Raw genomic sequence first — 25,183 nt, 5'->3', positions numbered from 1 at the left:
GTCATAAAATTGCCTGACAACTTGCCCACTCACCTCGCAAGGAGCAAAAACCATGGCTTATTGGCTGATGAAATCCGAGCCAGACGAGCTCTCGATCAAGGGCCTGGAGACGCTTGGCAAAGCGCGCTGGGACGGGGTTCGCAACTACCAGGCGCGTAATTTTCTGCGGGCCATGGCCGTAGGCGACGAGTTTTTCTTCTATCACTCCAGCTGCCCCGAACCGGGCATTGCCGGGATCGGAAAGATTATCGAAGCCGCGTATCCGGACCCGACGGCACTGGCGCCGGAGAGCGTTTACTTCGATCCGAAATCTTCACCCGAGAAAAACGCCTGGAGCGCGATCGATGTCGCTCACGTCGAGACGTTCCCCAAGGTGCTTAAGCTGGATTATCTGAAACAGCAGGCGGCGCTGGCCGAGATGCCGCTGGTGCAGAAAGGCTCGCGACTGTCGGTGATGCCGGTGACGGCGGAGCAGTGGGCGGCGGTGATTGCGCTACGTTGAAATGTTTTTTGAATGGGTGTGGCTTGCTGGTGGGCTTTTGTAGGAGCACGGCTTGCCGGCGATGGCGGTCTTGAAATCGCTATCGCTGGCAAGCCATGCTCCTACAGGATCCAGCATTACTGGATAATGAGGTTGTTGAACAACAGATCCTCAACCACCGGCTTACCGGTTTCGTCGTTCATGATTTGCCGGGTCTGCTTCAGCGCTTCCTGACGCAGCTTTTCCTTGGCCTCGACGTTGTTCATCGCCTCGGTCGTCTGCTGGGCAAACAACGCGACCAGTTGATTACGAATCAACGGCTCATTGGCTTTCACCAGTTTGGTCGCCTCCTCACCCGTCACTCTCAACGCCACATCAGCCTTGTAAACCTTGAGCTTCGGCGTACCGTCCAGCCCGTAATTGCCCACGAACGGCGGGCTCAGGGTGATGTAATTGACCTTCGGAGCTTCTTTGGCTTCTTTGGCTTCTTCGGCCATCGCTGCCACGGGCAGAGACAGGGCCAGTAACAACATGATCCACGCTTTCACAATTCGCTCCTTATCCGGTTTGCGGCCTAGCATAACGACCCGTCACACAAGCACAAGCTTATGGCTGACTATCAGGGCCGGGCATGCTCGTTGACCCATCGACTCACACACCTACACTTATCGGCCATCACTCCCAAAGGAATAGCCCTGATGAAAGCCGTGCTGTGCAAAGCCTTCGGCCCTGCCGAATCGCTGGTGCTGGAAGACGTCGCCAGTCCTGTTGCGAAGAAGAATGAAATCCTGCTGGACGTGCACGCCGCCGGGGTGAATTTCCCGGACACGCTGATCATCGAGGGCAAATACCAGTTCAAGCCGCCCTTCCCGTTTTCCCCGGGTGGCGAAGCCGCCGGCGTGGTCAGCGCGGTGGGTGAAAAGGTCAGTCACCTCAAGGTCGGTGATCGGGTCATGGCCCTGACCGGCTGGGGCAGTTTCGCCGAACAGGTCGCGGTGCCAGGCTACAACGTGTTGCCAATCCCGCCATCAATGGACTTCAACACCGCCGCCGCTTTCAGCATGACCTACGGCACGTCGATGCACGCGCTCAAGCAACGAGGCAATCTGCAACCCGGTGAAACCCTGCTGGTGCTCGGCGCTTCCGGTGGCGTCGGCCTGGCTGCGGTGGAAATCGGCAAAGCCATGGGCGCCCGCGTGATCGCCGCCGCCAGCAGCGCCGAAAAACTCGCGGTGGCCAAGGCTGCCGGCGCCGATGAGCTGATCAACTACAGCGAAACCAGCCTCAAGGACGAAATCAAACGCCTGACCGATGGCCAGGGCGCCGACGTGATCTACGACCCGGTGGGTGGCGACCTGTTCGACCAGGCCATCCGCGCTATTGCCTGGAACGGCCGCCTGCTGGTGGTTGGCTTTGCCAGCGGTCGCATTCCGGAATTACCAGTGAACCTGGCACTGCTCAAAGGTGCGGCAGTGGTCGGCGTGTTCTGGGGCTCCTTTGCCCAGCGTCAGCCACAGGACAACGCGGCGAACTTCCAGCAATTGTTTGGCTGGTTTGCCGAGGGCAAGTTGAAGCCGCTGGTGTCGCAGGTGTATCCGCTGAGTAATGCGGCGCAGGCTATTAATGATCTGGGCCAGCGCAAAGCAGTCGGGAAAGTGGTGGTTCAGATTCGCTGAGCCGAATGAAGCGGTCTGGACTTCAAATGAAGATGTTCAGACTGCTTTTTTATTGTCCGGGACTAAAGCAACTTGCGGATTTCCTCCGGCAGGAGACTCATGTATTTGCGAACAGGGCTGTTCCGGCACTCCCTGACAATGATTGGCACACGCTTATTGAGTTTGGCGATCCATTCCAGACGCCTCTCGTTCGGCAACTGAGTCACGTGAAACACGTTCGACAGATAAGCACGGGTGTAATCAAACACTTTTGAATCAACCCACGCGTACTCCGGAAAATCGACCAACGCCTCATTGAGATCGCGACACCTCAACGCTTTTAGCCACTGGTTGGTGTGAATGGGCGTGTCCAGATCCAGTCTAAAAACCATCGGCGCAGTCACTTCCTGTTCGGCGGGTTTGTCGCCTCCTGCCGTCCACGGTTTAAAGCGCCATTGCGCTATCGCCTTCCTGGTCGCTTCGGCCAGATCAGGATGGTCGCTTTCCAGAATGCTCACCTTACTGACCGAACCGTCGGCATTAGCAGTGAACCTGACCCGAACCTCACCCGTTATCCCAGCCCTGAAAAGCGCCCTGGGGTAAAGCGGCTTGGGATTGTTTTCCGGGATCAGCAACACGTCCTCGGCCCGAACACCGACCGACACAACCAGCAAAAGCACACACGCAAACCACCGCATAACCCTCCCCTTCACGACTGATAGGCCAGACCCGGCATCAGCACAAAGGTTAAAGCTCGGCGACTTGGAACAGAACGTCGCGACTTCCCATTCAAACGAAGGACATTTCCCAAAGCCTCGTCCTACCCTGGACCGAAATGCGGCATGAAGACCTGCAAGTAACGTTTCCCACAACGCCCTACATTTATACCTGAGCGACATGTTCATAAAAGAACATGCAATCTCCAACATTTCCGCTATTTGGCCGATGCGAACCGGTGCTATTTTCGGTAACGAAACTGTAACATTCGCATCCGCAGTCAAAACAAGAAATCTGGAGCTCTTGAATGTTTGCTTTTTTTCGTCCTGCCGCGCATCAGGCTCCATTGCCTGAAGAAAAAATAGACAGCACCTACCGACGCCTTCGCTGGCAGATCTTCGCCGGGATTTTCTTTGGCTATGCGGGTTATTACTTGCTGCGCAAGAACTTCTCCCTGGCCATGCCGTACTTGATCGACGAGGGTTACACCCGTGGTCAGCTGGGGTTGGCGATGTCGGCAATCGCGATTGCCTATGGACTGTCGAAGTTCCTCATGGGCCTGGTGTCCGACCGCTCCAACCCGCGTTACTTCCTGCCCTTCGGCCTGCTGGTATCGGCCGGGGTGATGTTCATTTTCGGTTTCGCACCTTGGGCGACGTCCAGCGTCACCATGATGTTCATCCTGCTCTTCATCAATGGCTGGGCTCAGGGCATGGGCTGGCCACCGAGTGGCCGGACCATGGTGCACTGGTGGTCGCAGAAGGAGCGCGGTGGCGTGGTGTCCGTGTGGAACGTGGCGCACAACGTCGGCGGCGGCTTGATCGGCCCGCTGTTCCTGCTCGGCATGGGCTTGTTCAATGACTGGCACGCGGCGTTCTACGTGCCGGCGGCGGTGGCTCTGGCGGTGGCGGTTTTCGCCTTCATGACCATGCGCGACACCCCGCAATCGGTTGGCCTGCCGCCGATCGAGAAGTACAAGAACGATTACCCGGAAGGCTACGACGCCAGCCACGAAGAAGAATTCAGCGCCAAGGAAATCTTCGTCAAATACGTGCTGCGCAACAAAATGCTCTGGTACATCGCCATGGCCAACGTCTTCGTCTACCTGCTGCGCTACGGCGTATTGGACTGGGCACCGACTTACCTGAAGGAAGCCAAAGGCTTCAACGTGGATAAGACCTCGTGGGCGTACTTCTTCTACGAGTGGGCAGGTATTCCGGGCACGCTGCTGTGTGGCTGGATGTCGGACAAGATCTTCCGTGGCAACCGTGGCCTGACCGGCATGGTGTTCATGGCATTGGTGACCGTGGCGACCCTGGTGTACTGGCTCAACCCGGCCGGCAACCCGACCGTGGACATGATCGCGCTGGTCTCGATCGGCTTCCTGATTTACGGCCCGGTGATGCTGATCGGCCTGCAAGCGCTGGAATTGGCACCGAAGAAAGCCGCCGGTACTGCGGCGGGCTTCACGGGTCTGTTCGGTTATCTGGGTGGCTCGGTCGCGGCCAGTGCAGCGATGGGCTACACCGTGGACCATTTCGGTTGGGATGGTGGTTTTGTGCTGCTGATCGGTGCATGCCTGCTGGCGATGGCCTTCCTGGCTCCGACGCTGCGGCACAAGCAAGTCGCCAGTCAGAGTCGCGAAGCAATCGCCTGATCGGCCTTTGATTTGCAGCGCTTGAGCCGCGCCTCCAGATTCCGGTCTGGCATGGCGTGGCTACGCAGGGCGTGGGCGGTCTGCTCGACATAATCGCGAGTAGTGCCGTAACGCCCGCTGGCGTTTTCGAACACGTGGCTTAGCACATGATCCGGCAAGTTGCCGGCATAGCTGGGCAGGTGTCGCTCCAATACAAATCCCAATGCCTGAACCTGACTGCCGTCTTCAAGACGGCAGTTGAGCCAGTGTGGACGATAGGATGGAAATGGCATTTCGCGCTGCCACAAGGCGTAGAGCGAAGCGTCGAGTTGTGCTTCGGGTAAGCGGTAAGCGAAACCGCTGCAAGAGCCGCCGCGATCCAGACCAAACACCAGGCCAGGCACTTCCGGCGTGCCGCGATGTTCGTGGGACCACAGGTACAAACCGCGATGGTAGCCATGCACCCGACCCCGCACACGTTCCACCGCCGGGCATTCAGGCCGCCAGATCAGCGAGCCATAAGCGAACAGCCACACCGGCCCGCCCTTGTGGCGCGCCATGGTCGACTGCATCGAGCTGAGCAATTGTTCGTGCGTGAGCTGCGGCCCCAGATCGAGCCGCGGAGGGTAAGCCAGATTCAAAAAAGCAGATTCAATGGCGCTCATGGCGAATAGCGTTCAGCTCCCCGCGAATAAAGAATTACTTAATAGAACGCACCGCTGTAACAATAAGGCACATATGTTTCGAGGCAATTTAAGTGCCATGGCACAATTTTTAACTAATTGCCTGAATGAGATATAACCTACCGGCATTTATATAATTTTATAAATACCGATCGGCTATATAGGGAGTTATAACGATTAGCTCGGGATCAAGATCGCGGATCAAGATCGCGGATCAAGATCGAGGATCAAGATCGAGGATCAAGATCGAGGATCAAGATCGAGGAGCGTACGCAAATACATCCGCGCGCATCTGATGAGCATCCATACCGGCTTCGACCAAGGCATCGAGCGTACCGTAGACCATCGCCGGCGAGCCGCTGGCATAGACATGCAAGGATTTCAGATCAGGGAAGTCCTCACACACTGCTTCATGCAACATGCCGCACCGCCCCTGCCAGACGCACTGATCGCTGACGACTTTATGCAGGAACAGATTGGGCAGCTTTAGCCATTCATCCCAATGTTCAATGTCATAAAAGTCTTCGGGACGACGCACGCCCCAATACAGGTGCACCGGATGCTTGAAGCCCGTCGCCCGGCAATGTTCGATCAGGCTATGAATCTGGCCCATGCCGGTGCCTGCGGCGATCAGCACCAACGGACCGTCCGGCAGTTCCGCCAGATGAGTGTCGCCGAAGGGCATTTCGAGCCGCACCATCGGGTTGCGCTGAAGTTGCTCGATCAGGTTCAGCGCACTGCTTTCGCGCGCCAGCACATGGATTTCCAGATCGCGCCCGCCATGTGGCGCCGAGGCCAGGGAGAACGCGGATTTCTCGCCGTTCTCGCGCTCGATCATCAAGTACTGACCGGCGTGATAGCGCGGCGGCTTGCCGGCCGGCGCTCGCAGTCGCACACGCCAGGTATCGCCGCCGACATCCCTGCATTCAATGACCTGACACGACAAGCTGCGCACCGGCAGTTCTCCCAGCGCGAGCACGCCATCCCACAGCACGATGCAGTCTTCCAGCGGCTCTGCAATGCAAGTGTAGAACTCGCCATGGTCGCGCACACCGCCTTCCTGTTCGACCCGCCCTTCCACCAGCAGCGCGCCACACACGTGACAATTGCCGTTTCGGCAGCTTTGCGGGCATTCGTAGCCCAGACGCCGCGCGCCATCGAGAATCCGCTCGCCGGGCAGAATCTGTAGCACTGCTCCGGAGGGCTGCAAGGTTACACGCATCAATCTATTCCTAACTGATTCCAGATGGCATCGATCCGTTGGGTCACGGCTTCATCCTTGACGATCACCCGACCCCACTCGCGAGTGGTTTCGCCCGGCCATTTATGCGTGGCATCGAGCCCCATCTTCGAACCCAGGCCGGAGACCGGCGAGGCGAAGTCCAGGTAGTCGATCGGCGTGTTATCGATCATCACCGTGTCGCGCTTGGGGTCCATGCGCGTGGTGATGGCCCAGATCACGTCGTTCCAGTCGCGTGCGTTGATATCGTCGTCTGTGACGATAACGAACTTGGTGTACATGAACTGTCGCAAAAACGACCAGACACCGAGCATTACCCGCTTGGCATGGCCGGGATACGACTTCTTCATGGTCACGATGGCCATGCGGTACGAGCAGCCTTCGGGCGGCAGGTAGAAGTCGGTGATCTCCGGGAACTGCTTCTGCAGGATCGGCACAAACACTTCGTTCAGCGCCACGCCGAGAATCGCCGGCTCATCCGGCGGACGGCCGGTGTAGGTACTGTGATAAATCGGTTTGATCCGGTGGGTGATGCGTTCGACGGTGAACACCGGAAAGCTGTCGACTTCGTTGTAGTAGCCGGTGTGGTCGCCATACGGGCCTTCATCGGCCATTTCGCCCGGATGGATCACGCCTTCAAGGATGATCTCGACGGTCGCCGGGACTTGCAGGTCGTTACCGCGGCATTTCACCAGTTCGGTGCGGTTGCCGCGCAACAAGCCAGCGAAAGCATATTCGGAAAGGCTGTCCGGTACCGGCGTTACAGCGCCAAGAATGGTCGCAGGGTCGGCGCCCAGTGCCACGGACACCGGGAACGGTTGGCCAGGATGCTTCTCGCACCACTCACGGTAATCCAGCGCGCCGCCACGGTGGCTCAGCCAGCGCATGATGACCTTGTTGCGGCCGATCACTTGCTGACGGTAGATGCCGAGGTTCTGGCGATCCTTGTTCGGACCTTTGGTGACGGTCAGGCCCCAGGTAATCAGCGGGCCGACGTCGCCCGGCCAGCAGGTCTGCACCGGCAGCATCGCGAGGTCGACGTCGTCGCCTTCGATGACCACTTCCTGGCAGACCGCGTCTTTGACCACCTTCGGTGCCATGGCGATGATCTTGCGGAAGATCGGCAGCTTGGACCAGGCATCTTTCAGGCCTTTCGGCGGCTCGGGTTCCTTGAGGAACGCCAGCAGTTTGCCGATCTCGCGCAATTCGCTGACCGCCTCTGCGCCCATGCCCAGCGCCACGCGCTCAGGGGTGCCGAACAGGTTGCCGAGCACCGGGATGTCATAACCCGTGGGCTTTTCGAAAAGCAGAGCCGGACCTTTGGCACGCAAGGTGCGGTCGCAGACCTCGGTCATTTCGAGCACTGGGGACACCGGAACCTGGATGCGCTTGAGTTCGCCGCGCTTTTCCAGGCCGCTGATAAAGTCGCGCAAGTCGCGATACTGCATGCGTGAGCCTCGTGTTGGCCGTGGCGTTCGGGGGTGGCAGTTTAGCGCCGAACCCCTCTATTCAGAACCACGAACTGCCGGTTCATCAAAAATCAGATAGCAAAAAGCCGGGTTTCCCCGGCTTCTGCTGGTCTATCGACTTACTTGCGTTTCATCGACAGGAAGAACTCATCATTGGTCTTGGTCGTTTTCAGCTTGTCGACCAGGAACTCGATGGCAGCGATTTCGTCCATCGGGTGCAGCAGCTTGCGAAGGATCCACATGCGTTGCAACTCGTCGTCGGCCGTCAGCAACTCTTCGCGGCGGGTGCCGGAACGGTTGATGTTGATGGCCGGGAAGACGCGTTTTTCAGCGATTCGGCGATCCAGAGGCAGCTCCATGTTGCCCGTACCTTTGAATTCTTCGTAGATCACTTCGTCCATCTTCGAGCCGGTTTCAACCAGCGCGGTGGCGATGATGGTCAGCGAACCGCCTTCTTCGATGTTTCGCGCGGCGCCGAAGAAACGTTTCGGTTTCTCCAGGGCGTGGGCATCGACACCACCGGTGAGTACTTTGCCGGAGCTCGGGATCACGGTGTTGTAGGCGCGAGCCAGACGGGTGATGGAGTCGAGCAGAATCACCACGTCCTTTTTGTGTTCGACCAGGCGCTTGGCCTTCTCGATCACCATTTCGGCAACCTGCACGTGGCGGGTTGGCGGCTCGTCGAACGTCGAGGCAACCACTTCGCCGCGCACGGTGCGCTGCATTTCGGTGACTTCTTCCGGACGTTCGTCGATCAGCAATACGATCAGATGAACTTCAGGATTGTTACGAGCGATGTTGGCTGCGATGTTCTGCAGCATGATCGTTTTACCGGCTTTCGGCGGTGCAACGATCAGACCGCGCTGGCCTTTGCCGATCGGGGCGCACAGGTCGATGACACGACCGGTCAAGTCTTCGGTGGAACCGTTGCCGGCTTCCATCTTCATGCGCACAGTCGGGAACAGCGGGGTCAGGTTCTCGAAGAGAATCTTGTTTTTCGCGTTCTCGGGACGATCGTAGTTGATCGTGTCGACCTTGAGCAGCGCGAAATAACGCTCGCCTTCCTTTGGAGGACGGATCTTGCCAACGATGGTGTCACCGGTGCGCAAGTTGAAGCGACGGATCTGGCTCGGCGAGACGTAGATATCGTCCGGACCGGCGAGATAGGAAGCGTCAGCGGAGCGGAGGAAGCCGAAGCCGTCCTGGAGAATCTCCAGCACGCCATCACCGGAGATTTCCTCGCCGCTTTTAGCGTGCTTTTTGAGCAGGGAGAAAATCACGTCCTGCTTGCGCGAACGGGCCATATTTTCTATGCCCATCTGTTCGGCCAATTCGAGCAGTTCGGTAATCGGCTTTTGCTTGAGTTCAGTCAGATTCATATAGGAATGACGTAATCATTTATGGAGGGGGGGAAATTAAGCTTTTGGCTTAATGAGGCCGCGCCGCAGAGAAGGCGACATGATCGCGTACTTATTCGAAAAGGAGTGCGTCGGCGACGGCTAGTAGGGGGCAGTGGAGAAACCAGTGCGGGGCCGAATGTACCACCTGAGTTTCGGAGCGTCTAGCCCTCAATAACGAAAAGGCCCCGCAATATGCGGGGCCTTTTTGATGACGCTTTAAACGACGCTTAGATGTTGGCGTCGAGGAAAGCAGCCAGTTGCGACTTCGACAGAGCGCCGACCTTGGTCGCTTCAACGTTGCCGTTCTTGAACAGCATCAGCGTCGGGATACCACGCACGCCATGCTTGGCCGGAGTTTCCTGGTTTTCGTCGATGTTCAGTTTGGCAACGGTCAGTTTGCCTTTGTAGGTTTCAGCAATTTCGTCCAGAACAGGAGCGATCATTTTGCAAGGGCCGCACCATTCAGCCCAGTAGTCGACCAGTACAGCGCCTTCGGCCTTGAGGACGTCGACGTCGAAGCTAGCGTCGGTGACGTGTTTAATAAGATCGCTGCTCATGGAAGTCTCCAGGTTGTAAGCAAAAAAATGTGGCCCATCATAGCCGCCCTTCCCTCGTTCAGGAAGGTGCAGATGATTGAGTCTCGCTATGGTGCCGCATGAGTTTGGGTATAGCTCAAGTCATCAGGTGGCGGGAGCGACGAAGGCAATTGCGGTGCGCAGGGCGGCGTTGCGTACATGTTCGTGCATGGCCTTCTGCGCCGCGCCGGACGCCCGCCGGGCCAGTGCGCGGAGGATTTTGCGGTGTTCCTGCCAGGTTTCCATGGCCCGCTCGGGCCGGATGAACGGTAGTTTTTGGCTCTCTAGAAAAATGTCGGCGCTGGCCGTAAGGATGCTCAGCATCGCCTGATTACCGCTGGCCAGCAGGATGCGTCGGTGAAACTCGAAATCCAGTCGCGCCGCCGCCTCGAAGTCGCCGGCCTTCAATTCGATGCGCATGGCGGCGACGTTATCTTCCAGAGCATCGAGCTCATGAGTACTCAGGGTCACCGCGGCCAAACCGGCGGCAAAGCCTTCCAGGGCATAGCGCAACTGGAAGATGTCCAGCGGCGAGGCCTGGGCCGCGAATGGCCAACTCAGCGCCGCCTCACCTCCCGTCAAATCAATCGGCGACTGCACGAACACGCCCTTGCCTGGCTGGATGCTGATCACCCCCAGCGCGCTCAATGACGACAACGCTTCGCGCAGCGACGCCCGACTGACCCCCAATTGCACCGCGAGGTCCCGTTGCGAGGGCAAGGCATCGCCCGGCCCGAAACCTTGCTCGGTGATCAGTTTGCGGATGGCTTGCAGCGCCACTTCAGGTACGGCGCGGGAGATCGAATTCATGGTTTTCCAAGCTAACCAGGCCAATGAGCGGTTAGTTGTAAAGCTATTCGCGACGCCCGGCAAGTCGTGCCCCATGGGGGTTCGGGGACTTTCATGGATGCGCTATCGGGGTGCGAAACGTCGCCCGACTGTTCAGACCAGTAAGACCGAGAAAGGCCAGCAAAACCGTGGCCTCGCGCGCCCAAAACCCGATGTTGGCATGGCCCGTGCTCTGTCGATCCGCAGAAATCACTTCTCGCCGATTCGGAGATTTGCCATGACCCAGCGTTACAGCACCCTCCTCGCAGCCCTGTTTGCCAGCCTGATGCTGAGCCAGGCGCCCGCCCATGCCGACGGTCTGGAGGATGTGGTCAAGCGCGGCGTCCTCAAGGTTGCCGTGCCTCAAGACTTTCCGCCCTTCGGCTCGGTCGGCCCGGACATGAAACCGCGCGGCCTGGACATCGATACTGCAAAACTGCTGGCCGACCAACTCAAGGTCAAACTCGAGCTGACCCCGGTCAACAGCACCAACCGCATTCCGTTCTTGACCACCGGCAAGGTGGACCTGGTGATCTCCAGCCTCGGCAAGAACCCCGAGCGCGAGAAGGTCATCGACTTCTCCCGTGCCTACGCGCCGTTCTACCTCGCCGTGTTCGGCCCGCCGGATGCCGACATCAAAGGCCTGGACGACCTCAAGGGCAAAACCATCAGCGTCACCCGCGGCGCCATCGAAGACATCGAGTTGACCAACGTCGCGCCCGAAGGCGTGACCATCAAGCGCTTCGAAGACAACAACTCGACCATCGCCGCTTACCTCGCAGGCCAGGTCGACCTGATCGCCAGCGGCAACGTGGTGATGGTGACCATCAGCGAGCGCAACCCGAAACGCATTCCGGCGCTGAAAGTGAAGCTCAAGGATTCGCCGGTCTACGTCGGCGTGAACAAAAACGAGCCGGCGCTGCTGGACAAGGTCAACCAGATCCTCGCCACCGCCAAGACCGACGGCGCGCTGGAGAAGAACTCCCGGACCTGGCTCAAAGAGCCGTTGCCGGCCGATCTCTGATCGCCTGCCGGGAGACTCAATATGGCTTATCAGTTCGACTTTCTACCGGTGGTGAACAACACCGACCTGCTGCTGCTGCGCGGTGCGCTGTTCACCCTTGAACTGACGGCCATCGGCGCAGTGCTCGGGGTGGGTCTGGGCATCGTCGGGGCGCTGGTGCGGGCGTGGAACATCCGCCCGTTCGCCGGCATTTTTGGGGTTTACGTGGAGTTGATCCGCAACACGCCGTTTCTGGTGCAGTTGTTTTTCATTTTCTTCGGCCTGCCGTCACTGGGCGTGCAGATTTCCGAGTGGCAGGCAGCGGTGCTGGCGATGGTGATCAACCTCGGCGCCTATTCCACCGAGATCATCCGCGCCGGCATTCAAGCGATTCCCCGAGGACAGCTGGAAGCAGCCGCCGCGTTGGCGATGACTCGTTTCGAAGCGTTCCGCCACGTGATCCTGCTGCCGGCGCTGGGCAAGGTTTGGCCGGCGCTGAGCAGCCAGATCATCATCGTCATGCTCGGCTCGGCGGTCTGCTCTCAGATCGCCACCGAAGAGCTGAGCTTCGCCGCCAACTTCATTCAGTCGCGCAACTTCCGCGCCTTTGAAACCTACGCGCTGACCACACTGCTCTACCTGTGCATGGCGCTGCTGATTCGCCAGTTGCTGAACTGGATCGGCCGCCGATTCATAGCAAGGAGCAGCCAATGAGCGATTTCACGTTCTGGGACGTCGTACGCAACCTGCTCACCGGCCTGCAATGGACCCTGGCGCTGTCGCTGGTGGCGTTTATCGGGGGTGGACTGATCGGCTTGCTGATCATGGTCATGCGGATCTCGAAAAAATCCCTGCCCCGCAGCTTCGCCCGCACCTACATCGAGCTGTTCCAGGGCACGCCGCTGTTGATGCAGTTGTTTCTGGTGTTCTTCGGCGTGGCGCTGGCCGGCGTGGAAATTTCGCCGTGGATGGCGGCGGCGATTGCCCTGACGCTGTTCACCAGCGCCTACCTGGCAGAGATCTGGCGCGGGTGCGTCGAGTCGATCCCCAACGGCCAGTGGGAAGCCTCGTCGAGCCTGGCGCTGAACCCGCTGGAGCAGCTGCGCTACGTGATCCTGCCGCAAGCACTGCGGATCGCCGTGGCACCGACCGTGGGCTTCTCGGTGCAAGTGGTCAAAGGCACCGCCGTCACCTCGATCATCGGCTTCACCGAACTGACCAAGACCGGCGGCATGCTCGCCAACGCGACCTTCGAACCGTTCATGGTCTACGGCCTCGTGGCCCTCGGCTATTTCCTGCTCTGCTACCCCTTGTCCCTCAGTGCGCGCTACTTGGAAAGGAGACTGCATGCCTCTGCTTAGAATTTCCGCCCTGCATAAATATTACGGCGACCACCATGTGCTCAAAGGCATCGACCTGAGCGTCGAGGAAGGCCAGGTGGTAGCGATCATCGGCCGCAGCGGCTCGGGCAAATCCACGTTGTTGCGCACCCTTAATGGCCTGGAATCGATCAACGACGGCGTGATCGAAGTCGACGGCGAATACCTCGACGCCGCCCGTGCCGATCTGCGCAGCTTGCGACAGAAAGTCGGGATGGTGTTCCAGCAGTTCAACCTGTTCCCGCACCTGACCGTCGGCGAGAACGTGATGCTCGCGCCGCAAGTGGTGCAGAAAGTGCCGAAGGCCAAAGCCGCCGAACTCGCGCGGGAAATGCTGGAGCGGGTCGGGCTGGGGGAGAAATTCGATGCCTTCCCGGATCGGCTGTCTGGCGGGCAGCAACAGCGGGTGGCGATTGCGCGGGCGCTGGCAATGTCGCCGAAGGTCTTGCTGTGCGATGAGATTACCTCGGCGCTGGATCCGGAACTGGTCAACGAAGTGCTGAGCGTGGTTCGGCAACTGGCGAAGGAAGGGATGACGTTGATTATGGTCACCCATGAGATGCGCTTTGCCCGAGAGGTTGGGGATAAGTTGGTGTTTATGCACCAGGGCAAGGTGCATGAGGTGGGGGATCCGAAGATTTTGTTTGCCAACCCGCAGACGGCGGAGCTGGCGAATTTTATCGGGACGGTTGAAGCGGCGGGCTGAAAGATCTGCGGTGCCAGTGATTCCGCCTTCGCGGGCAAGCCCGCTCCCACAGGATCTGCGCTGGAATACGATTGTGTGTTCGACCCAAAAACCTGTGGGAGCGGGCTTGCCCGCGATTGGGCGCGCAGCGGTCACTGGCTTTCCTGCGAAGGATCAATGCTTTGAACACTGCGCGTTGGCGGCAGCGTTTGATCGTGGCACGATGTCGAGGTTATCGACCGAGACCCCCTGACCATGCCGCAATCTCAAGCCAAGAATCTGTCCCTGATCGCCGCAATCGACTTGGGCTCCAACAGCTTTCACATGGTCGTGGCCAAGGCCCAGAACGGCGAAATCCGTATTCTCGAACGTCTCGGGGAGAAGGTTCAGCTGGCCGCCGGCATCGACGATGAGCGCCAGCTCAGTGAAGAATCCATGCAACGCGGGCTCGATTGCCTGAAGCGTTTTGCCCAACTGATCAGCGGTATGCCGCCAGGCGCCGTGCGGATCGTTGGCACCAACGCCCTGCGTGAAGCCCGTAACCGTGGCGAATTTATCCGCCGCGCTGAAGAAATTCTCGGCCACCCGGTGGAAGTCATCTCCGGCCGTGAAGAAGCGCGTCTGATCTACCTCGGTGTTTCCCACACCCTCGCCGACACCCCGGGCAAGCGCCTGGTGGCCGACATTGGCGGTGGCAGTACCGAGTTCATTATCGGCCAGCGCTTCGAACCGCTGCTGCGCGAAAGCTTGCAAATGGGCTGCGTCAGCTATACCCAGCGCTATTTCAAGGACGGCAAGATCACCCCGGCTCGCTACGCCCAGGCGTACACGGCGGCGCGGCTGGAGATCATGAGCATCGAACACGCGCTGCACCGCCTGACCTGGGATGAAGCCATCGGCTCCTCGGGCACCATTCGCGCCATCGGCCTGGCGCTGAAGGCCGGCGGTCATGGCACGGGCGAGGTTAACGCCCAAGGTTTGGCCTGGCTCAAGCGCAAGCTGATCAAGCTCGGCGACGTCGAGAAGATCGACTTCGAAGGCATCAAGCCTGACCGCCGGGCGATCTTCCCTGCCGGCCTGGCGATTCTCGAAGCGATCTTCGACGCACTCGAACTGCAACGCATGGACCACTGTGAAGGCGCCCTGCGCGAAGGCGTGCTCTATGACCTGTTGGGCCGTCATCATCACGAAGACGTCCGTGAGCGCACACTCAGCTCGTTGATGGAGCGTTATCACGTCGATCTGGAACAAGCGGCGCGCGTTGAGCGCAAGGCGTTGCATGCCTTCGATCAAGTGGCTGAGGATTGGGACCTGGATGACGGCGTCTGGCGCGAATTGCTCGGCTGGGCCGCCAAGGTCCATGAAGTGGGCCTGGACATCGCTCACTATCAGTATCACAAGCACGGCTCCTACCTGATCGAGCACTCGGACCTGGCCGGGTTCTCCCGCGAAGACCAACTGATGCTCGCGCTATTGGTGCGTGGTCACCGCCGCAATATTCCCCGGGACAGGTTTGCCGATTTTGGTGATGACGGCATCAAGCTGATTCGCCTGTGCGTGCTGCTGCGCTTTGCGATCCTGTTCCATCACATCCGCGGCACTCAGGAAATGCCTCAGGTCGTGCTGCACGCCAACGGCGACAGCCTGGAGGTGTTGTTCCCGGAAAACTGGCTGGACGAAAACCAATTGACCCAAGCCGACTTCGCCCTCGAAGCGGAATGGCTGACCCGCGTGAGCTTCGTGCTTAACGTTCGCTGAAACACGCTCCTGTAGGAGCACGGCTTGCCGGCGATGGCGATCTCACGGGCGCCATCGCTGTAGGAGCACGGCTTGCCGGCGAAGGCGATCTCACGGGCGCCATCGCCAGCAAGCTGTGCTCCTACAGGGGACGGCGGTGAAAACAAAAATGGCGATCCGCAGGATCGCCATTTTTATTAGCCGATGTTTGCGTTATCGAACCGCAAGAATCGGGCTACCCAAGCGCTCAAGCAGTGTGGCCTGGGCACTGCGCGGGTTCTGGTTGCCGGTCGGCGTGTTGCGGATGTAACGGCCGTCCGCCTGCAAGCTCCAGCTGTGAGTGTTATCGGTGAGATAAAGCTCCAGCTCTTTCTTGACCCGCATGATCAGCTTCTTGCCCTCGACCGGGAAGCACGTCTCGACGCGCTTGTCGAGGTTGCGCTCCATCCAGTCGGCACTGGACAGGAACATTTGCTCGTCCCCGCCATTGAGGAAGTAGAAGACCCGGGTGTGCTCCAGGAAGCGACCGATGATCGAACGCACGTGGATGTTGTGCGAAACCCCGGCGATGCCCGGACGCAGGCAGCACATGCCGCGCACCACCAGATCGATACGCACCCCGGACTGACTGGCCTTGTACAGCGCGCGGATGATCTTCGGATCAGTGAGCGAGTTGAACTTGGCGATGATGTGCGCCGGTTTGCCGTCGAGGGCGAACTGGGTTTCGCGGGCAATCATGTCGAGCATGCCCTTCTTCAACGTGAACGGCGCGTGCAGCAGCTTCTTCATGCGCAGGGTTTTACCCATGCCGATCAGCTGGCTGAACAGTTTGCCGACGTCTTCGCACAAGGCGTCGTCGGAGGTCAGCAAGCTGTAGTCGGTGTACAGACGGGCGTTGGCCGCGTGGTAGTTGCCCGTACCCAAGTGGGCGTAACGCACGATCTCGCCGGCCTCGCGACGCAGAATCAGCATCATCTTGGCGTGGGTCTTGAAGCCGACCACGCCGTAGATCACCACCGCACCGGCCGCTTGCAGACGGCTGGCCAGTTGCAGGTTGGACTCTTCATCGAACCGCGCGCGCAATTCGATTACCGCGGTGACTTCCTTGCCGTTACGCGCAGCATCGACCAGCGCATCGACGATTTCCGAGTTGGCGCCGGAGCGGTACAGGGTCTGGCGGACCGCCAATACATGCGGGTCCTTGGCAGCCTGGCGCAGCAGGTCGACTACCGGCGTGAATGACTCGAACGGGTGCAGCAGCAGGATGTCCTGCTTGCTGATCACGCTGAAGATGTTCTCGCTGTTCTGCAGCAGTTTCGGGATCTGCGGGGTGAACGGCATGTATTGCAGCTCACGCTGACTGTCCAGGCCGGTGATGCTGAACAGGCGGGTCAGGTTGACCGGACCGTTGACCTGATACAACTCGGTCTCGTGCAGGTTGAACTGCTTGAGCAAGTAGTCGGACAACTGTTTCGGGCAGGTGTCGGCGACTTCCAGACGCACCGCGTCACCGTAGCGACGGGAGAACAACTCGCCGCGCAGGGCGCGGGCCAGGTCTTCTACATCTTCGGTGTCGACGGAAAGGTCGGCGTTACGGGTCAGACGGAACTGGTAGCAGCCCTTGACCTTCATGCCCTGGAACAAGTCATCGGCGTGAGCGTGGATCATCGACGACAGGAACACATAGTTGTCGCCAGAGCCGCCAACCTCTTCCGGCAACTTGATGACGCGCGGCAGCAGACGTGGTGCAGGGATGATCGCCAGACCGGAATCGCGGCCGAAGGCGTCGATACCTTCGAGCTCGACGATGAAGTTCAGGCTCTTGTTCACCAGCAACGGGAACGGATGCGTCGGGTCGAGGCCGATCGGGGTAATGATCGGCGCGATCTCGTCGCGGAAATAGCGGCGCACCCAGGTTTTGATCTTGGTGGTCCAGTGACGCCGGCGGATGAAGCGGACCTGATGTTTCTCCAGTTCCGGCAACAGAATGTCGTTGAGAATCGCGTACTGGCGGTCGACGTGACCGTGTACCAGCTCGCTGATGCGGGCCAGGGCCTGATGCGGTTGCAGGCCATCGGCGCCAGCCTGTTCACGGGCGAAGGTGATCTGCTTCTTCAGGCCGGCCACACGAATCTCGAAGAACTCGTCCAGGTTGCTGGAGAAGATCAGCAGAAACTTCAGCCGCTCCAGCAACGGGTAGGACTCGTCCAGCGCCTGCTCCAGCACGCGGATGTTGAACTGCAGTTGCGAGAGCTCGCGATGGATGTAGAGGCTGCTGTCATCCAGGCCGGGAATGGCAATCGCCGGCGCCGCCGCAGAAGGCTCGGCCACCGCCGCGGGTGGAGCAGGCTCTAGTTCCGGCGGGGTTTCGGCGATTTGCTCCACTACAGGTTGAGCGTCTTTTACGGCAACTTCAGTGAGCACTTCGGTATTCATCGAATGTTCCTGGGAGGGCTATTTTTGCTCTCGTAACAATTGAGCAGCACGGACGGCAAAGTAAGTCAGGATGCCATCGGCGCCTGCACGTTTAAAAGCGGTCAGGGATTCGAGGATAACCCCTTCGCTCAACCAGCCATTCTGGATCGCCGCCATGTGCATGGCGTATTCACCGCTGACCTGATAAACAAAGGTCGGCACTTTAAATTCTTCTTTGACCCGGTAAAGGATGTCCAGATACGGCATGCCTGGCTTGACCATGACCATGTCCGCGCCTTCTGACAAGTCCGCCGCCACTTCATGCAGGGCTTCGTTGCTGTTGGCCGGGTCCATCTGATACGAGGCCTTGTTGGCCTTGCCCAGGTTCAGCGCCGAACCGACCGCATCGCGGAACGGGCCGTAATAGGCGCTGGCGTACTTCGCCGAGTAGGCCATGATCCGCACGTTGACGTGATCGGCCAGTTCAAGCGCTTCGCGGATCGCCTGGATGCGACCGTCCATCATGTCCGACGGGGCCACCACCTGAGCGCCGGCTTCGGCGTGGGACAGCGCCTGCTTGACCAGTGCGTCGACGGTGATGTCGTTCTGCACGTAGCCTTCTTCGTCGAGGATACCGTCCTGACCATGGGTGGTGAACGGGTCCAGAGCGACGTCGGTGATTACGCCCAGTTCCGGGAACTGCGCACGCAACGCGCGGGTGGCGCGCTGGGCGATCCCGTTGGGGTTCCAGGCTTCGGCGGCGTCCAGCGATTTGAGCTCCGGCGGCGTCACCGGGAACAATGCCAATGCCGGAATCCCCAGCTCGACCCACTTGGCCGCTTCTTCAAGCAACAGATCGATGGTCAGGCGCTCGACGCCTGGCATCGACGCCACCGCTTCGCGACGGTTTTCACCGTCCAGCACGAACACCGGCAGGATCAGGTCGTCGACGGTCAGAACGTTTTCACGAACCAGTCGGCGCGAGAAATCATCTCGACGGTTGCGACGCAGGCGGGTTGCTGGAAACAAACGGTTGGCGGGGGTAAAGCTCACGGCAGACTCCTGAGCCCGCGCTGGCGGGCGAGCGTGACAGTTATAAGCGGCCATTATGACGAACAGATGACAGTTGTGCTTAGCGCTGTGACACGTAGCCGCATTCCATTGTCCTTGTAGGAAATGTTCACGTCGAGACACATTTGGACACTTTCATGAATGTTGCCGAAGGGTTAGGCTGCGCGTTCATTTCGCCAGCATCCAGACAATGCTCCAACAATTTCTTCAGGAATTCGGCTACTTCGCCCTCTTTCTCGGCACGTTTTTCGAAGGCGAAACCATTCTGGTGCTCGCAGGCTTCCTCGCGTTCCGCGGATACATGGACCTCAAGGTGGTCATGATCGTGGCGTTCCTCGGCAGTTATGCCGGCGATCAGCTGTGGTATTTCCTGGGGCGCAAGCACGGCCGCAAGTTGCTGGCGCGCAAACCGCGCTGGCAATTGATGGGCGACCGGGCGCTGGAACATATCCGCAGGCACCCGGACATCTGGGTGCTGAGCTTCCGCTTTGTCTATGGCCTGCGCACAGTGATGCCGGTGGCGATCGGCCTGTCGGGCTATCCGCCGGGACGTTATCTGCTACTGAACGGAATTGGTGCAGCGATCTGGGCCGCCGCACTGGCTGCTGCCGCTTATCACTTCGGCGCGGTGCTCGAAGGCCTGCTCGGCAGCGTCAAGAAGTACGAGCTGTGGGTGCTTGGCGCCCTGCTGATACTGGGTTTTTGCCTGTGGTTGCGCCGACGCTTCAAGAACGCCCGCCTGGCGAAGAAGATCTACGCCGACGAGCAGGCCTTGAAAGCTGAACAAGCCAACACCAACAAACCTACGACGCCAGTCGAGTGAAACGGCCCCTGCAACAGTAGAGACCGATACCACTGAGCAGGCTGTAACTGAGCAAGCCGACCCAGCCCACCGCGCTGGCCGGCCACAGTCCAACGACCGGTGCCAGCCACACCAGCGGCACATTCGACGCCAGGCGCAGCAGTTCCAGCTTCAGCGCCCACGGGCGATTCTCCAGGGCCACGCCCAACGTAAACAAACCCAGCGCCACTGCACTCCAGCCGAGTACCAGCGCGGCTGTCGGCAAACGCTGCTCCAGGTTCATCAAGTAGCTGCCCAGCGCGATGTAGATGCAAAACTGCAACACGACGTAAAGCTGCTGACGCCCGTCCAGTGGCACCTCGAATTTACGGAACTGAGTCAGGTCGGGCTTGTTCATCGGGTACCTGGCCGCCACGTCCGCCGGCCGCCAACCGGTGCGCATGAACCAGATGCGCAACTTGTCCCATTTACTTTGCGCACGCCGCGCGTCATCCCACAGCTGCGCGTAGAACTGCACGTTCGCCCACAACGGATTCCAGCTCGCCAGCGGCGTGGTCACGCCGAAAATCACCGGTTCGTTATCGTCCTCTTCCTGGAACGAGCCAAATAGGCGGTCCCAAATAATGAACACCCCGCCGTAGTTGCGATCCATGTAGAGAGCGTTCTGTGCATGATGAGCCCGATGATTGGACGGCGTGACAAAGAACCACTCGAACCAGCCGAGCTTGGGAATGTGTTTGGTATGCACCCAGAATTGGTACAGCAAGTTCAGCGCGGCGACGCTGACGAACACCAGCAGCGGCACGCCGAGCACGGCCATCGGCAGGTAGAAGATCCAGCTCAACAGGAAGCCAGTACTGGTCTGGCGCAGCGCTGTGGAAAGGTTGTAGTCCTCGCTCTGGTGATGCACCGAATGCGCCGCCCAGAGGATGTTGCGTTCGTGGCCCATGCGATGCAGCCAGTAGTAGCAGAAGTCGTAGAGGGCAAAGGCAAATACCCAGACCCAAACGCTGTCGGCCGAGAGTTTGAAAAGCGCCAGATGCTCAAGTGCAAAGCCATAGGTCACCAGCCCGACGCCTTTGGTCAACAGGCCGGTGGTGGTCGACAGCACGCCGGTACTCATGCTGTTGATCGCGTCCGCCACGCGATAATTGCTCACTCCGCGCCAACGGTCGGCCAGCAGTTCGACGGCAATCAGCACAAAGAAAAACGGCACCGCATACAGAATGAAGTCCATGACGCGCCCTGATCGGAATCTTGAGGACAGATGCTAGGTGTAGCCGCGAATTAACCCTATGGCAACGAGTGACAAATTAGTGGACATTTAACGCCATGAATCTGGAGAAAAGCCCATGAGCAAAAAAATTGCAGTGATCCTATCCGGCTGTGGCGTGTACGACGGCGCCGAGATCCACGAAAGCGTGATCACCCTGCTGCGTCTGGACCAGCGGGGTGCTCAGGTGCAGTGTTTCGCACCGAACATCGCGCAGTTACAGGTGATCAACCATTTGACCGGCGAAGAAATGCCCGAGTCGCGCAACGTACTGGTGGAATCGGCGCGGATCGCAAGGGGCAACATCAAGGATATCCGTGAAGCGAACGCCGAAGACTTCGATGCGTTAATCGTGCCCGGTGGTTTCGGGGCGGCCAAGAACCTGTCGAACTTTGCCATCGAGGGCGCCGGCTGCATCGTGCAACCGGAAGTCCTGGCCCTGGCCGAAGCGTTCGCCGAAGCGGGCAAACCCGTCGGTTTGATCTGCATTTCGCCGGCACTGGCGGCGAAGATCTATGGACCGGGCGTGACCTGCACCATCGGCAACGACGCCGACACAGCAGCCGCCATGAACAAGATGGGCGCAACACACACAGACTGCGCGGTAACTGACATCGTTGAAGACAAGGCACGCAAACTGGTCAGCACCCCGGGGTACATGCTGGCGCAGAGCATCAGTGAAGCGGCTTCGGGTATCAACAAACTGGTCGACCGCGTTCTCGAATTGACCCACGAAAACGACGCCTGACACATGATCGTTCCCACGCTCCGCGTGGGAATGCAGCCCGGGACGCTCCGCGTCCCAAAGCGGACGCAGAGCGTCCGGTGAGGCATTCCTTTGCTGCGCGTGGGAATGATCAATGGGAACGGGATAACCGCGTGAGGATCCGGTCCAGCGCATTGGCAAATGCTTGCTTCTCGCGCTCGCCAAACGGCGCTGGCCCGCCGCTCATCTGCCCCTGTTCACGTAGATCGGTGAACAGGTTACGCACCGCCAATCGATCGCCCATGTTCTGCGCATCGAACTCTTTGCCCCGTGGATCCAGCGCCGCAACGCCCTTTTTCACCAGACGGTCGGCCAGCGGCACATCGCTGCAGATCACCAATTCGCCGGGTACCGCGTATTCCACCAGGTAGTCGTCGGCGGCATCCGGACCGCTTGGCACCACGATCAGCTTCACCAGGGCCAAACCCGGCTTGATCTGCGGCTGTCCAGCCACCAACACCACTTCGAACTGGCGCTTGAGAGCGAACTTCACCACCAGATCCTTGGCCGCCCGAGGGCAGGCGTCGGCATCGATCCAGACACGCATTGTGTTTTTCCTTTTAAAGGATCACTCGGTCAGGAAGCCGGCACCCGCCGCTTCTCAGCCGACCGACTACGGCTATACAGCACGATGATCGCGATAATCGCCACTGTCTGCGCACTCAGCGAATACGCATCAGCGTGGATGCCCAGCCAGTCGAAGTCAAAGAATGGCACCGGCCGGGTGCCGAAAATCCCGGCTTCCTGCAACGCCTTCACGCCGTGCCCGGCAAACACCACCGACAGCGCACACAGCAATCCAGCGTTGATGCTGAAAAACAGCGACAGCGGCAACTTCGCCGAGCCACGCAGAATCACCCAAGCCAGACCGACCAGCAACACCAACGCCGTCGCACCACCCGCCAACACCGCGTTATGGCCCGCCGGACCGGCCTGCAGCCACAAGGTCTCGTAGAACAGAATCACTTCAAACAGCTCGCGATACACCGAGAAGAACGCCAGCGTCGCAAACCCGAAACGCCCACCGCCGCCCACCAGGCTGCTCTTGATGTAATCCTGCCAGGCCGCTGCGTGACGACGATCGTGCATCCACACGCCGAGCCAGAGCACCATGACAGCGGCAAACAACGCTGTCGCACCTTCCAGCAATTCGCGCTGCGAACCGCTGACATCGATCACGTACGCCGCCAGCGCCCAGGTCGCCAGACCCGCCAGCAGCGCCAGCCCCCAACCGACGTTGACGCTGCGTACCGCCGATTGCTGGCCGGTATTGCGCAGGAACGCGAGGATGGCTGCCAGCACCAGAATCGCTTCCAGGCCTTCGCGCAGCAGAATCAACAAACCGGAGATGTAGCTCAGGGACCAACTCAAACTATCGCTGCCCAGCAGGCCGGCGGATTCCTTCAACTTGGCCTTGGCCGCGTCCAGACGCTGTTGGGCCTGGGCCACCGGCAAACCATCCTGCAACGACTGACGGTACGCCATCAGCGATTTTTCAGTGTCTTTGCGGACGTTGGCGTCGACGTTATCCAGAGAGCTTTCGACCAGTTCGAAACCCTCCAGATAAGCCGCGACCGACAGGTCATAGGCCTGATCGTGATCGCCGGCACGGTAGGCCGCCATGCTCTTGTCCAGGGTCGCGGCGGTGTAGTCGAGCAACTGCGCCGGGCCACGCTTGACCTGCGGCGGTTGCGCCCGCTGCGCACGGAAGGTCGCCGCCGCTTGCGGCCCCTCGGCGGCCTGCACTTCTGCGGGGGTCTGACGGGCCAGGTCGGCGATGTTGTAGGTCTTTTCGGATTTTGCGGCAGCCGGGTCGGCGCTGAAGCTGGCGATGTAGGTCGCCAGATCCCAACGCTGACGATCGTCCAACTGATCGGCGAAGGCTGGCATGTCGGTGCCTTCGACTCCGAGGCCCAAGGTGCTGTAGATCGCGTAGAGGCTCAGGTGGTCCAGCCGCGCCGCATCACGCAGATTGGACGGCGGTGGCGTCAGACCGACACCCGCCGGACCATCCCCCGCACCCGCGTCGCCGTGGCAAACCGAACAATGCTGAGCGTACAGCGGCGCACCACGGGTCGGATCCGGCGTAATGATCGGCGCCTGGCTGACCTCATAGGCCACGGCCAGCCTGGCGCCGAGTTGCCGTGCCTGGCGGCCGACGTCTGCGCCGTCCTGACGCGCAACGATCGCGTTGCGCAGCGTGCTGACGCCCTGCTCCAGTCCGGCTTTTTCAGGTTTGGCCGGCATCGCGGCGATCAAGCCTTGCAGTGCCTTGATGGATGCCAGCAGCTCTTGGTATTCGGACTTATTAATGACCTTGCCCGCTTGCACCGTTTCCGGGTAATCCGCGCCGATGTAATCGAGCAAATGCAGCGCTTGCGGCGCGCCTTCCACGGTGTCGGCCAGCAGGTTGAAACTGCACAGGGCAAACAGCGGCAATACCAGCCAGGCCAGGAAACGGGACGGGGCAGTCATGAATGAATCTCAATTGGAAATACGAAGTAACACATTGTTCACTTCGAATGCGTTTCGCTCAAGCTTTGTTAGCAAGTACCGGCGATTTGCGCGGGTTCGGGCCATGAAAAAGGCGACCTCGAAGGTCGCCTTTTTTGTACCTGAGCGTTTTACACCACCGCTTTGCGAAGGGTCGCCATGAACGCCGCCGCACCAATGAACAGCCCGGCAAAGGTGCGGTTCATGCGTTTTTGCTGCTTGGGCGTGCGCAACAGGCGCAACACCTTGGAAGCCAGCCCGGTGTAACCGGCCATGACGATCAGGTCGACGCAGATCATGGTCACACCGAGGATCAGGTACTGCGCCACCAGCGGTGCATGCGGATCAATGAATTGCGGTAGCACCGCGAGCATGAATACTAACGCCTTTGGGTTGCTGACGTTCACCAGGAAACCACGGAACACCAGCGCCATCGGCTTGCCGATTTGCCGGACTGCCGCGTCGTCGCTCATGTCATTGGGCAGCGCGCGCCATTGTTTGACCGCCAGGTAAACCAGATAGGCCACGCCAAACCATTTGATCGCATAGAAAGCGCTGGCCGACGCCGCGAGGATCGCACCGACACCGGCGGCGACAATAGCAATCTGTAACGCCAGACCCAGTTGCAGGCCCAGGGCGTTCCAATAACCGCGCCAGAAACCGTATCGCAGACCGCTGGACATCGACGCAATGGCGCCGGCACCGGGAGACAGACTGATCACCCAGCAGGCGGCAAAAAACGCCAGCCATGTTTGAAGCACCATCGCACACCTCGACTCAGACTCGTGACAGACGTCTAAGCTAATGCGGCTTTGGGCCGATGACTACCGATTTTTTGCAGGACAGTACAGCTGCCGACCAGCGTGGTCGGCATT

The 25,183-nt window shown here is 59.6% G+C and carries 24 protein-coding genes; 10 read left to right on the top strand and 14 right to left on the bottom strand.

All coding sequences use genetic code 11. The annotated features are described in order from the left end of the window. The first annotated feature begins 52 nt into the window (after positions 1-52). On the top strand, positions 53-502 hold the full coding sequence (locus ACYZT5_RS25790; RefSeq protein ID WP_462047959.1) for an EVE domain-containing protein: 450 nt from the start codon (positions 53-55) through the stop codon (positions 500-502). A gap of 116 nt (positions 503-618) precedes the next feature. On the opposite strand, the gene ACYZT5_RS25785 is transcribed toward ACYZT5_RS25790, so the two are convergent. Continuing rightward, complete coding sequence (locus ACYZT5_RS25785; RefSeq protein ID WP_462047958.1) at positions 619-1,029, bottom strand: flagellar basal body-associated protein FliL; 411 nt, start codon at positions 1,027-1,029, stop codon at positions 619-621. A 150-nt stretch (positions 1,030-1,179) separates the two neighbouring features. On the opposite strand from ACYZT5_RS25785, the gene ACYZT5_RS25780 reads away from it, so the two are divergent. Beyond that, the gene (locus ACYZT5_RS25780; RefSeq protein WP_192344986.1) at positions 1,180-2,157 is read left to right on the top strand and encodes an NADPH:quinone oxidoreductase family protein; all 978 of its coding nucleotides are present in this window, start codon (positions 1,180-1,182) and stop codon (positions 2,155-2,157) included. A 62-nt stretch (positions 2,158-2,219) separates the two neighbouring features. On the opposite strand, the gene ACYZT5_RS25775 is transcribed toward ACYZT5_RS25780, so the two are convergent. Further along, positions 2,220-2,834: an energy transducer TonB gene (locus ACYZT5_RS25775; protein WP_462047957.1), complete on the bottom strand. Its 615-nt coding sequence runs from the start codon at positions 2,832-2,834 to the stop codon at positions 2,220-2,222. 326 nt (positions 2,835-3,160) lie between these two features. Here ACYZT5_RS25775 and glpT point away from each other — a divergent pair, with 326 nt between their 5' ends. Continuing rightward, a complete protein-coding gene (gene glpT / locus ACYZT5_RS25770) occupies positions 3,161-4,510 on the top strand; it encodes a glycerol-3-phosphate transporter (protein ID WP_462047956.1) in 1,350 nt (449 codons plus the stop codon). Here the strand turns inward: glpT and ACYZT5_RS25765 are convergent. From ACYZT5_RS25765 to ACYZT5_RS25740, 6 genes are all read right to left on the bottom strand, one after another. Further along, on the bottom strand, positions 4,486-5,154 hold the full coding sequence (locus tag ACYZT5_RS25765; protein ID WP_462047955.1) for a gamma-glutamylcyclotransferase: 669 nt from the start codon (positions 5,152-5,154) through the stop codon (positions 4,486-4,488). The genes glpT and ACYZT5_RS25765 overlap by 25 nt on opposite strands. A gap of 271 nt (positions 5,155-5,425) precedes the next feature. Continuing rightward, positions 5,426-6,394 carry a CDP-6-deoxy-delta-3,4-glucoseen reductase gene (locus ACYZT5_RS25760; RefSeq protein WP_462047954.1) on the bottom strand — a complete coding sequence of 323 codons (969 nt, stop codon included), beginning with the start codon at positions 6,392-6,394 and terminating at the stop codon, positions 5,426-5,428. Then, positions 6,394-7,860 carry a 4-hydroxy-3-polyprenylbenzoate decarboxylase gene (gene ubiD, locus ACYZT5_RS25755; protein WP_462047953.1) on the bottom strand — a complete coding sequence of 489 codons (1,467 nt, stop codon included), beginning with the start codon at positions 7,858-7,860 and terminating at the stop codon, positions 6,394-6,396. Before ubiD ends, ACYZT5_RS25760 begins: the two co-directional genes overlap by 1 nt. 140 nt (positions 7,861-8,000) lie before the next feature. Next, entirely contained in the window at positions 8,001-9,260 is a 1,260-nt protein-coding gene (rho, locus tag ACYZT5_RS25750) for a transcription termination factor Rho (RefSeq protein WP_007942421.1), read from the bottom strand. A gap of 248 nt (positions 9,261-9,508) precedes the next feature. Continuing rightward, a complete protein-coding gene (trxA, locus tag ACYZT5_RS25745) occupies positions 9,509-9,838 on the bottom strand; it encodes a thioredoxin TrxA (RefSeq protein WP_008150340.1) in 330 nt (109 codons plus the stop codon). A gap of 123 nt (positions 9,839-9,961) precedes the next feature. Further along, positions 9,962-10,666, bottom strand: a complete 705-nt coding sequence (locus ACYZT5_RS25740) for a FadR/GntR family transcriptional regulator (protein ID WP_462047952.1) — start codon at positions 10,664-10,666, stop codon at positions 9,962-9,964. 256 nt (positions 10,667-10,922) lie between these two features. Here ACYZT5_RS25740 and ACYZT5_RS25735 point away from each other — a divergent pair, with 256 nt between their 5' ends. The 5 genes from ACYZT5_RS25735 to ppx all read left to right on the top strand — a co-directional run bounded on the left by ACYZT5_RS25735 (position 10,923) and on the right by ppx (position 15,509). Further along, positions 10,923-11,708, top strand: a complete 786-nt coding sequence (locus tag ACYZT5_RS25735; RefSeq protein ID WP_462047951.1) for a transporter substrate-binding domain-containing protein — start codon at positions 10,923-10,925, stop codon at positions 11,706-11,708. Between the two features lie 21 nt (positions 11,709-11,729). After that, the gene (locus ACYZT5_RS25730) at positions 11,730-12,401 is read left to right on the top strand and encodes an amino acid ABC transporter permease (RefSeq protein ID WP_462047950.1); all 672 of its coding nucleotides are present in this window, start codon (positions 11,730-11,732) and stop codon (positions 12,399-12,401) included. Then, positions 12,398-13,048, top strand: a complete 651-nt coding sequence (locus tag ACYZT5_RS25725) for an amino acid ABC transporter permease (protein ID WP_033060645.1) — start codon at positions 12,398-12,400, stop codon at positions 13,046-13,048. Before ACYZT5_RS25730 ends, ACYZT5_RS25725 begins: the two co-directional genes overlap by 4 nt. Next, the gene (locus ACYZT5_RS25720; RefSeq protein WP_095126980.1) at positions 13,035-13,772 is read left to right on the top strand and encodes an amino acid ABC transporter ATP-binding protein; all 738 of its coding nucleotides are present in this window, start codon (positions 13,035-13,037) and stop codon (positions 13,770-13,772) included. The genes ACYZT5_RS25725 and ACYZT5_RS25720 overlap by 14 nt, the downstream gene beginning before the upstream one ends. Before the next feature lie 234 nt (positions 13,773-14,006). Continuing rightward, the gene (gene ppx, locus ACYZT5_RS25715) at positions 14,007-15,509 is read left to right on the top strand and encodes an exopolyphosphatase (RefSeq protein WP_462047949.1); all 1,503 of its coding nucleotides are present in this window, start codon (positions 14,007-14,009) and stop codon (positions 15,507-15,509) included. Between the two features lie 192 nt (positions 15,510-15,701). Here the strand turns inward: ppx and ppk1 are convergent, their stop codons facing one another. Together ppk1 and hemB are read right to left on the bottom strand one after the other, a co-directional pair. Further along, entirely contained in the window at positions 15,702-17,924 is a 2,223-nt protein-coding gene (gene ppk1 / locus ACYZT5_RS25710) for a polyphosphate kinase 1 (protein ID WP_462047948.1), read from the bottom strand. An 18-nt stretch (positions 17,925-17,942) separates the two neighbouring features. Beyond that, entirely contained in the window at positions 17,943-18,956 is a 1,014-nt protein-coding gene (gene hemB / locus ACYZT5_RS25705) for a porphobilinogen synthase (protein WP_008150323.1), read from the bottom strand. A gap of 208 nt (positions 18,957-19,164) precedes the next feature. On the opposite strand from hemB, the gene ACYZT5_RS25700 reads away from it, so the two are divergent. Further along, positions 19,165-19,797 (top strand): DedA family protein, encoded by a 633-nt coding sequence (locus ACYZT5_RS25700; RefSeq protein ID WP_462047947.1) that lies wholly within the window; start codon positions 19,165-19,167, stop codon positions 19,795-19,797. Here the strand turns inward: ACYZT5_RS25700 and ACYZT5_RS25695 are convergent. Next, positions 19,778-21,013 carry a sterol desaturase family protein gene (locus ACYZT5_RS25695; protein ID WP_462047946.1) on the bottom strand — a complete coding sequence of 412 codons (1,236 nt, stop codon included), beginning with the start codon at positions 21,011-21,013 and terminating at the stop codon, positions 19,778-19,780. The two genes, ACYZT5_RS25700 and ACYZT5_RS25695, sit on opposite strands and share 20 nt — an antisense overlap. Positions 21,014-21,128: 115 nt before the next feature. Between ACYZT5_RS25695 and elbB the strand changes: the two genes are divergently transcribed. Then, positions 21,129-21,797, top strand: a complete 669-nt coding sequence (elbB, locus tag ACYZT5_RS25690) for an isoprenoid biosynthesis glyoxalase ElbB (RefSeq protein WP_462047945.1) — start codon at positions 21,129-21,131, stop codon at positions 21,795-21,797. 109 nt (positions 21,798-21,906) lie between these two features. On the opposite strand, the gene ACYZT5_RS25685 is transcribed toward elbB, so the two are convergent. From ACYZT5_RS25685 to ACYZT5_RS25675, 3 genes are all read right to left on the bottom strand, one after another. Then, complete coding sequence (locus tag ACYZT5_RS25685) at positions 21,907-22,362, bottom strand: YaiI/YqxD family protein (RefSeq protein ID WP_095126973.1); 456 nt, start codon at positions 22,360-22,362, stop codon at positions 21,907-21,909. A gap of 29 nt (positions 22,363-22,391) precedes the next feature. Next, on the bottom strand, positions 22,392-24,290 hold the full coding sequence (locus ACYZT5_RS25680) for an FTR1 family protein (RefSeq protein ID WP_462047944.1): 1,899 nt from the start codon (positions 24,288-24,290) through the stop codon (positions 22,392-22,394). A gap of 149 nt (positions 24,291-24,439) precedes the next feature. Next, on the bottom strand, positions 24,440-25,072 hold the full coding sequence (locus ACYZT5_RS25675; RefSeq protein ID WP_462047943.1) for a LysE family transporter: 633 nt from the start codon (positions 25,070-25,072) through the stop codon (positions 24,440-24,442). Positions 25,073-25,183 lie beyond the last annotated feature (111 nt).

The sequence above is a fragment of the Pseudomonas sp. LB3P14 genome (genome assembly GCF_054898045.1).
This window is presented reverse-complemented; position numbering and strand designations above follow the sequence as displayed.

Excerpts from the sequence above, each read along its gene's own strand:
- ACYZT5_RS25790 (WP_462047959.1), top strand. The coding sequence starts at position 53 with ATGGCTTATTGGCTGATGAAATCCGAGCCAGACGAGCTCTCGATCAAG.
- ACYZT5_RS25780 (WP_192344986.1), top strand. The coding sequence starts at position 1,180 with ATGAAAGCCGTGCTGTGCAAAGCCTTCGGCCCTGCCGAATCGCTGGTG.
- ACYZT5_RS25775 (WP_462047957.1), bottom strand. The coding sequence starts at position 2,834 with ATGCGGTGGTTTGCGTGTGTGCTTTTGCTGGTTGTGTCGGTCGGTGTT.
- glpT (WP_462047956.1), top strand. The coding sequence starts at position 3,161 with ATGTTTGCTTTTTTTCGTCCTGCCGCGCATCAGGCTCCATTGCCTGAA.
- ACYZT5_RS25765 (WP_462047955.1), bottom strand. The coding sequence starts at position 5,154 with ATGAGCGCCATTGAATCTGCTTTTTTGAATCTGGCTTACCCTCCGCGG.
- ACYZT5_RS25760 (WP_462047954.1), bottom strand. The coding sequence starts at position 6,394 with ATGCGTGTAACCTTGCAGCCCTCCGGAGCAGTGCTACAGATTCTGCCC.
- ubiD (WP_462047953.1), bottom strand. The coding sequence starts at position 7,860 with ATGCAGTATCGCGACTTGCGCGACTTTATCAGCGGCCTGGAAAAGCGC.
- rho (WP_007942421.1), bottom strand. The coding sequence starts at position 9,260 with ATGAATCTGACTGAACTCAAGCAAAAGCCGATTACCGAACTGCTCGAA.
- trxA (WP_008150340.1), bottom strand. The coding sequence starts at position 9,838 with ATGAGCAGCGATCTTATTAAACACGTCACCGACGCTAGCTTCGACGTC.
- ACYZT5_RS25740 (WP_462047952.1), bottom strand. The coding sequence starts at position 10,666 with ATGAATTCGATCTCCCGCGCCGTACCTGAAGTGGCGCTGCAAGCCATC.
- ACYZT5_RS25735 (WP_462047951.1), top strand. The coding sequence starts at position 10,923 with ATGACCCAGCGTTACAGCACCCTCCTCGCAGCCCTGTTTGCCAGCCTG.
- ACYZT5_RS25730 (WP_462047950.1), top strand. The coding sequence starts at position 11,730 with ATGGCTTATCAGTTCGACTTTCTACCGGTGGTGAACAACACCGACCTG.
- ACYZT5_RS25725 (WP_033060645.1), top strand. The coding sequence starts at position 12,398 with ATGAGCGATTTCACGTTCTGGGACGTCGTACGCAACCTGCTCACCGGC.
- ACYZT5_RS25720 (WP_095126980.1), top strand. The coding sequence starts at position 13,035 with ATGCCTCTGCTTAGAATTTCCGCCCTGCATAAATATTACGGCGACCAC.
- ppx (WP_462047949.1), top strand. The coding sequence starts at position 14,007 with ATGCCGCAATCTCAAGCCAAGAATCTGTCCCTGATCGCCGCAATCGAC.
- ppk1 (WP_462047948.1), bottom strand. The coding sequence starts at position 17,924 with ATGAATACCGAAGTGCTCACTGAAGTTGCCGTAAAAGACGCTCAACCT.
- ACYZT5_RS25700 (WP_462047947.1), top strand. The coding sequence starts at position 19,165 with ATGCTCCAACAATTTCTTCAGGAATTCGGCTACTTCGCCCTCTTTCTC.
- ACYZT5_RS25695 (WP_462047946.1), bottom strand. The coding sequence starts at position 21,013 with ATGGACTTCATTCTGTATGCGGTGCCGTTTTTCTTTGTGCTGATTGCC.
- elbB (WP_462047945.1), top strand. The coding sequence starts at position 21,129 with ATGAGCAAAAAAATTGCAGTGATCCTATCCGGCTGTGGCGTGTACGAC.
- ACYZT5_RS25685 (WP_095126973.1), bottom strand. The coding sequence starts at position 22,362 with ATGCGTGTCTGGATCGATGCCGACGCCTGCCCTCGGGCGGCCAAGGAT.
- ACYZT5_RS25680 (WP_462047944.1), bottom strand. The coding sequence starts at position 24,290 with ATGACTGCCCCGTCCCGTTTCCTGGCCTGGCTGGTATTGCCGCTGTTT.
- ACYZT5_RS25675 (WP_462047943.1), bottom strand. The coding sequence starts at position 25,072 with ATGGTGCTTCAAACATGGCTGGCGTTTTTTGCCGCCTGCTGGGTGATC.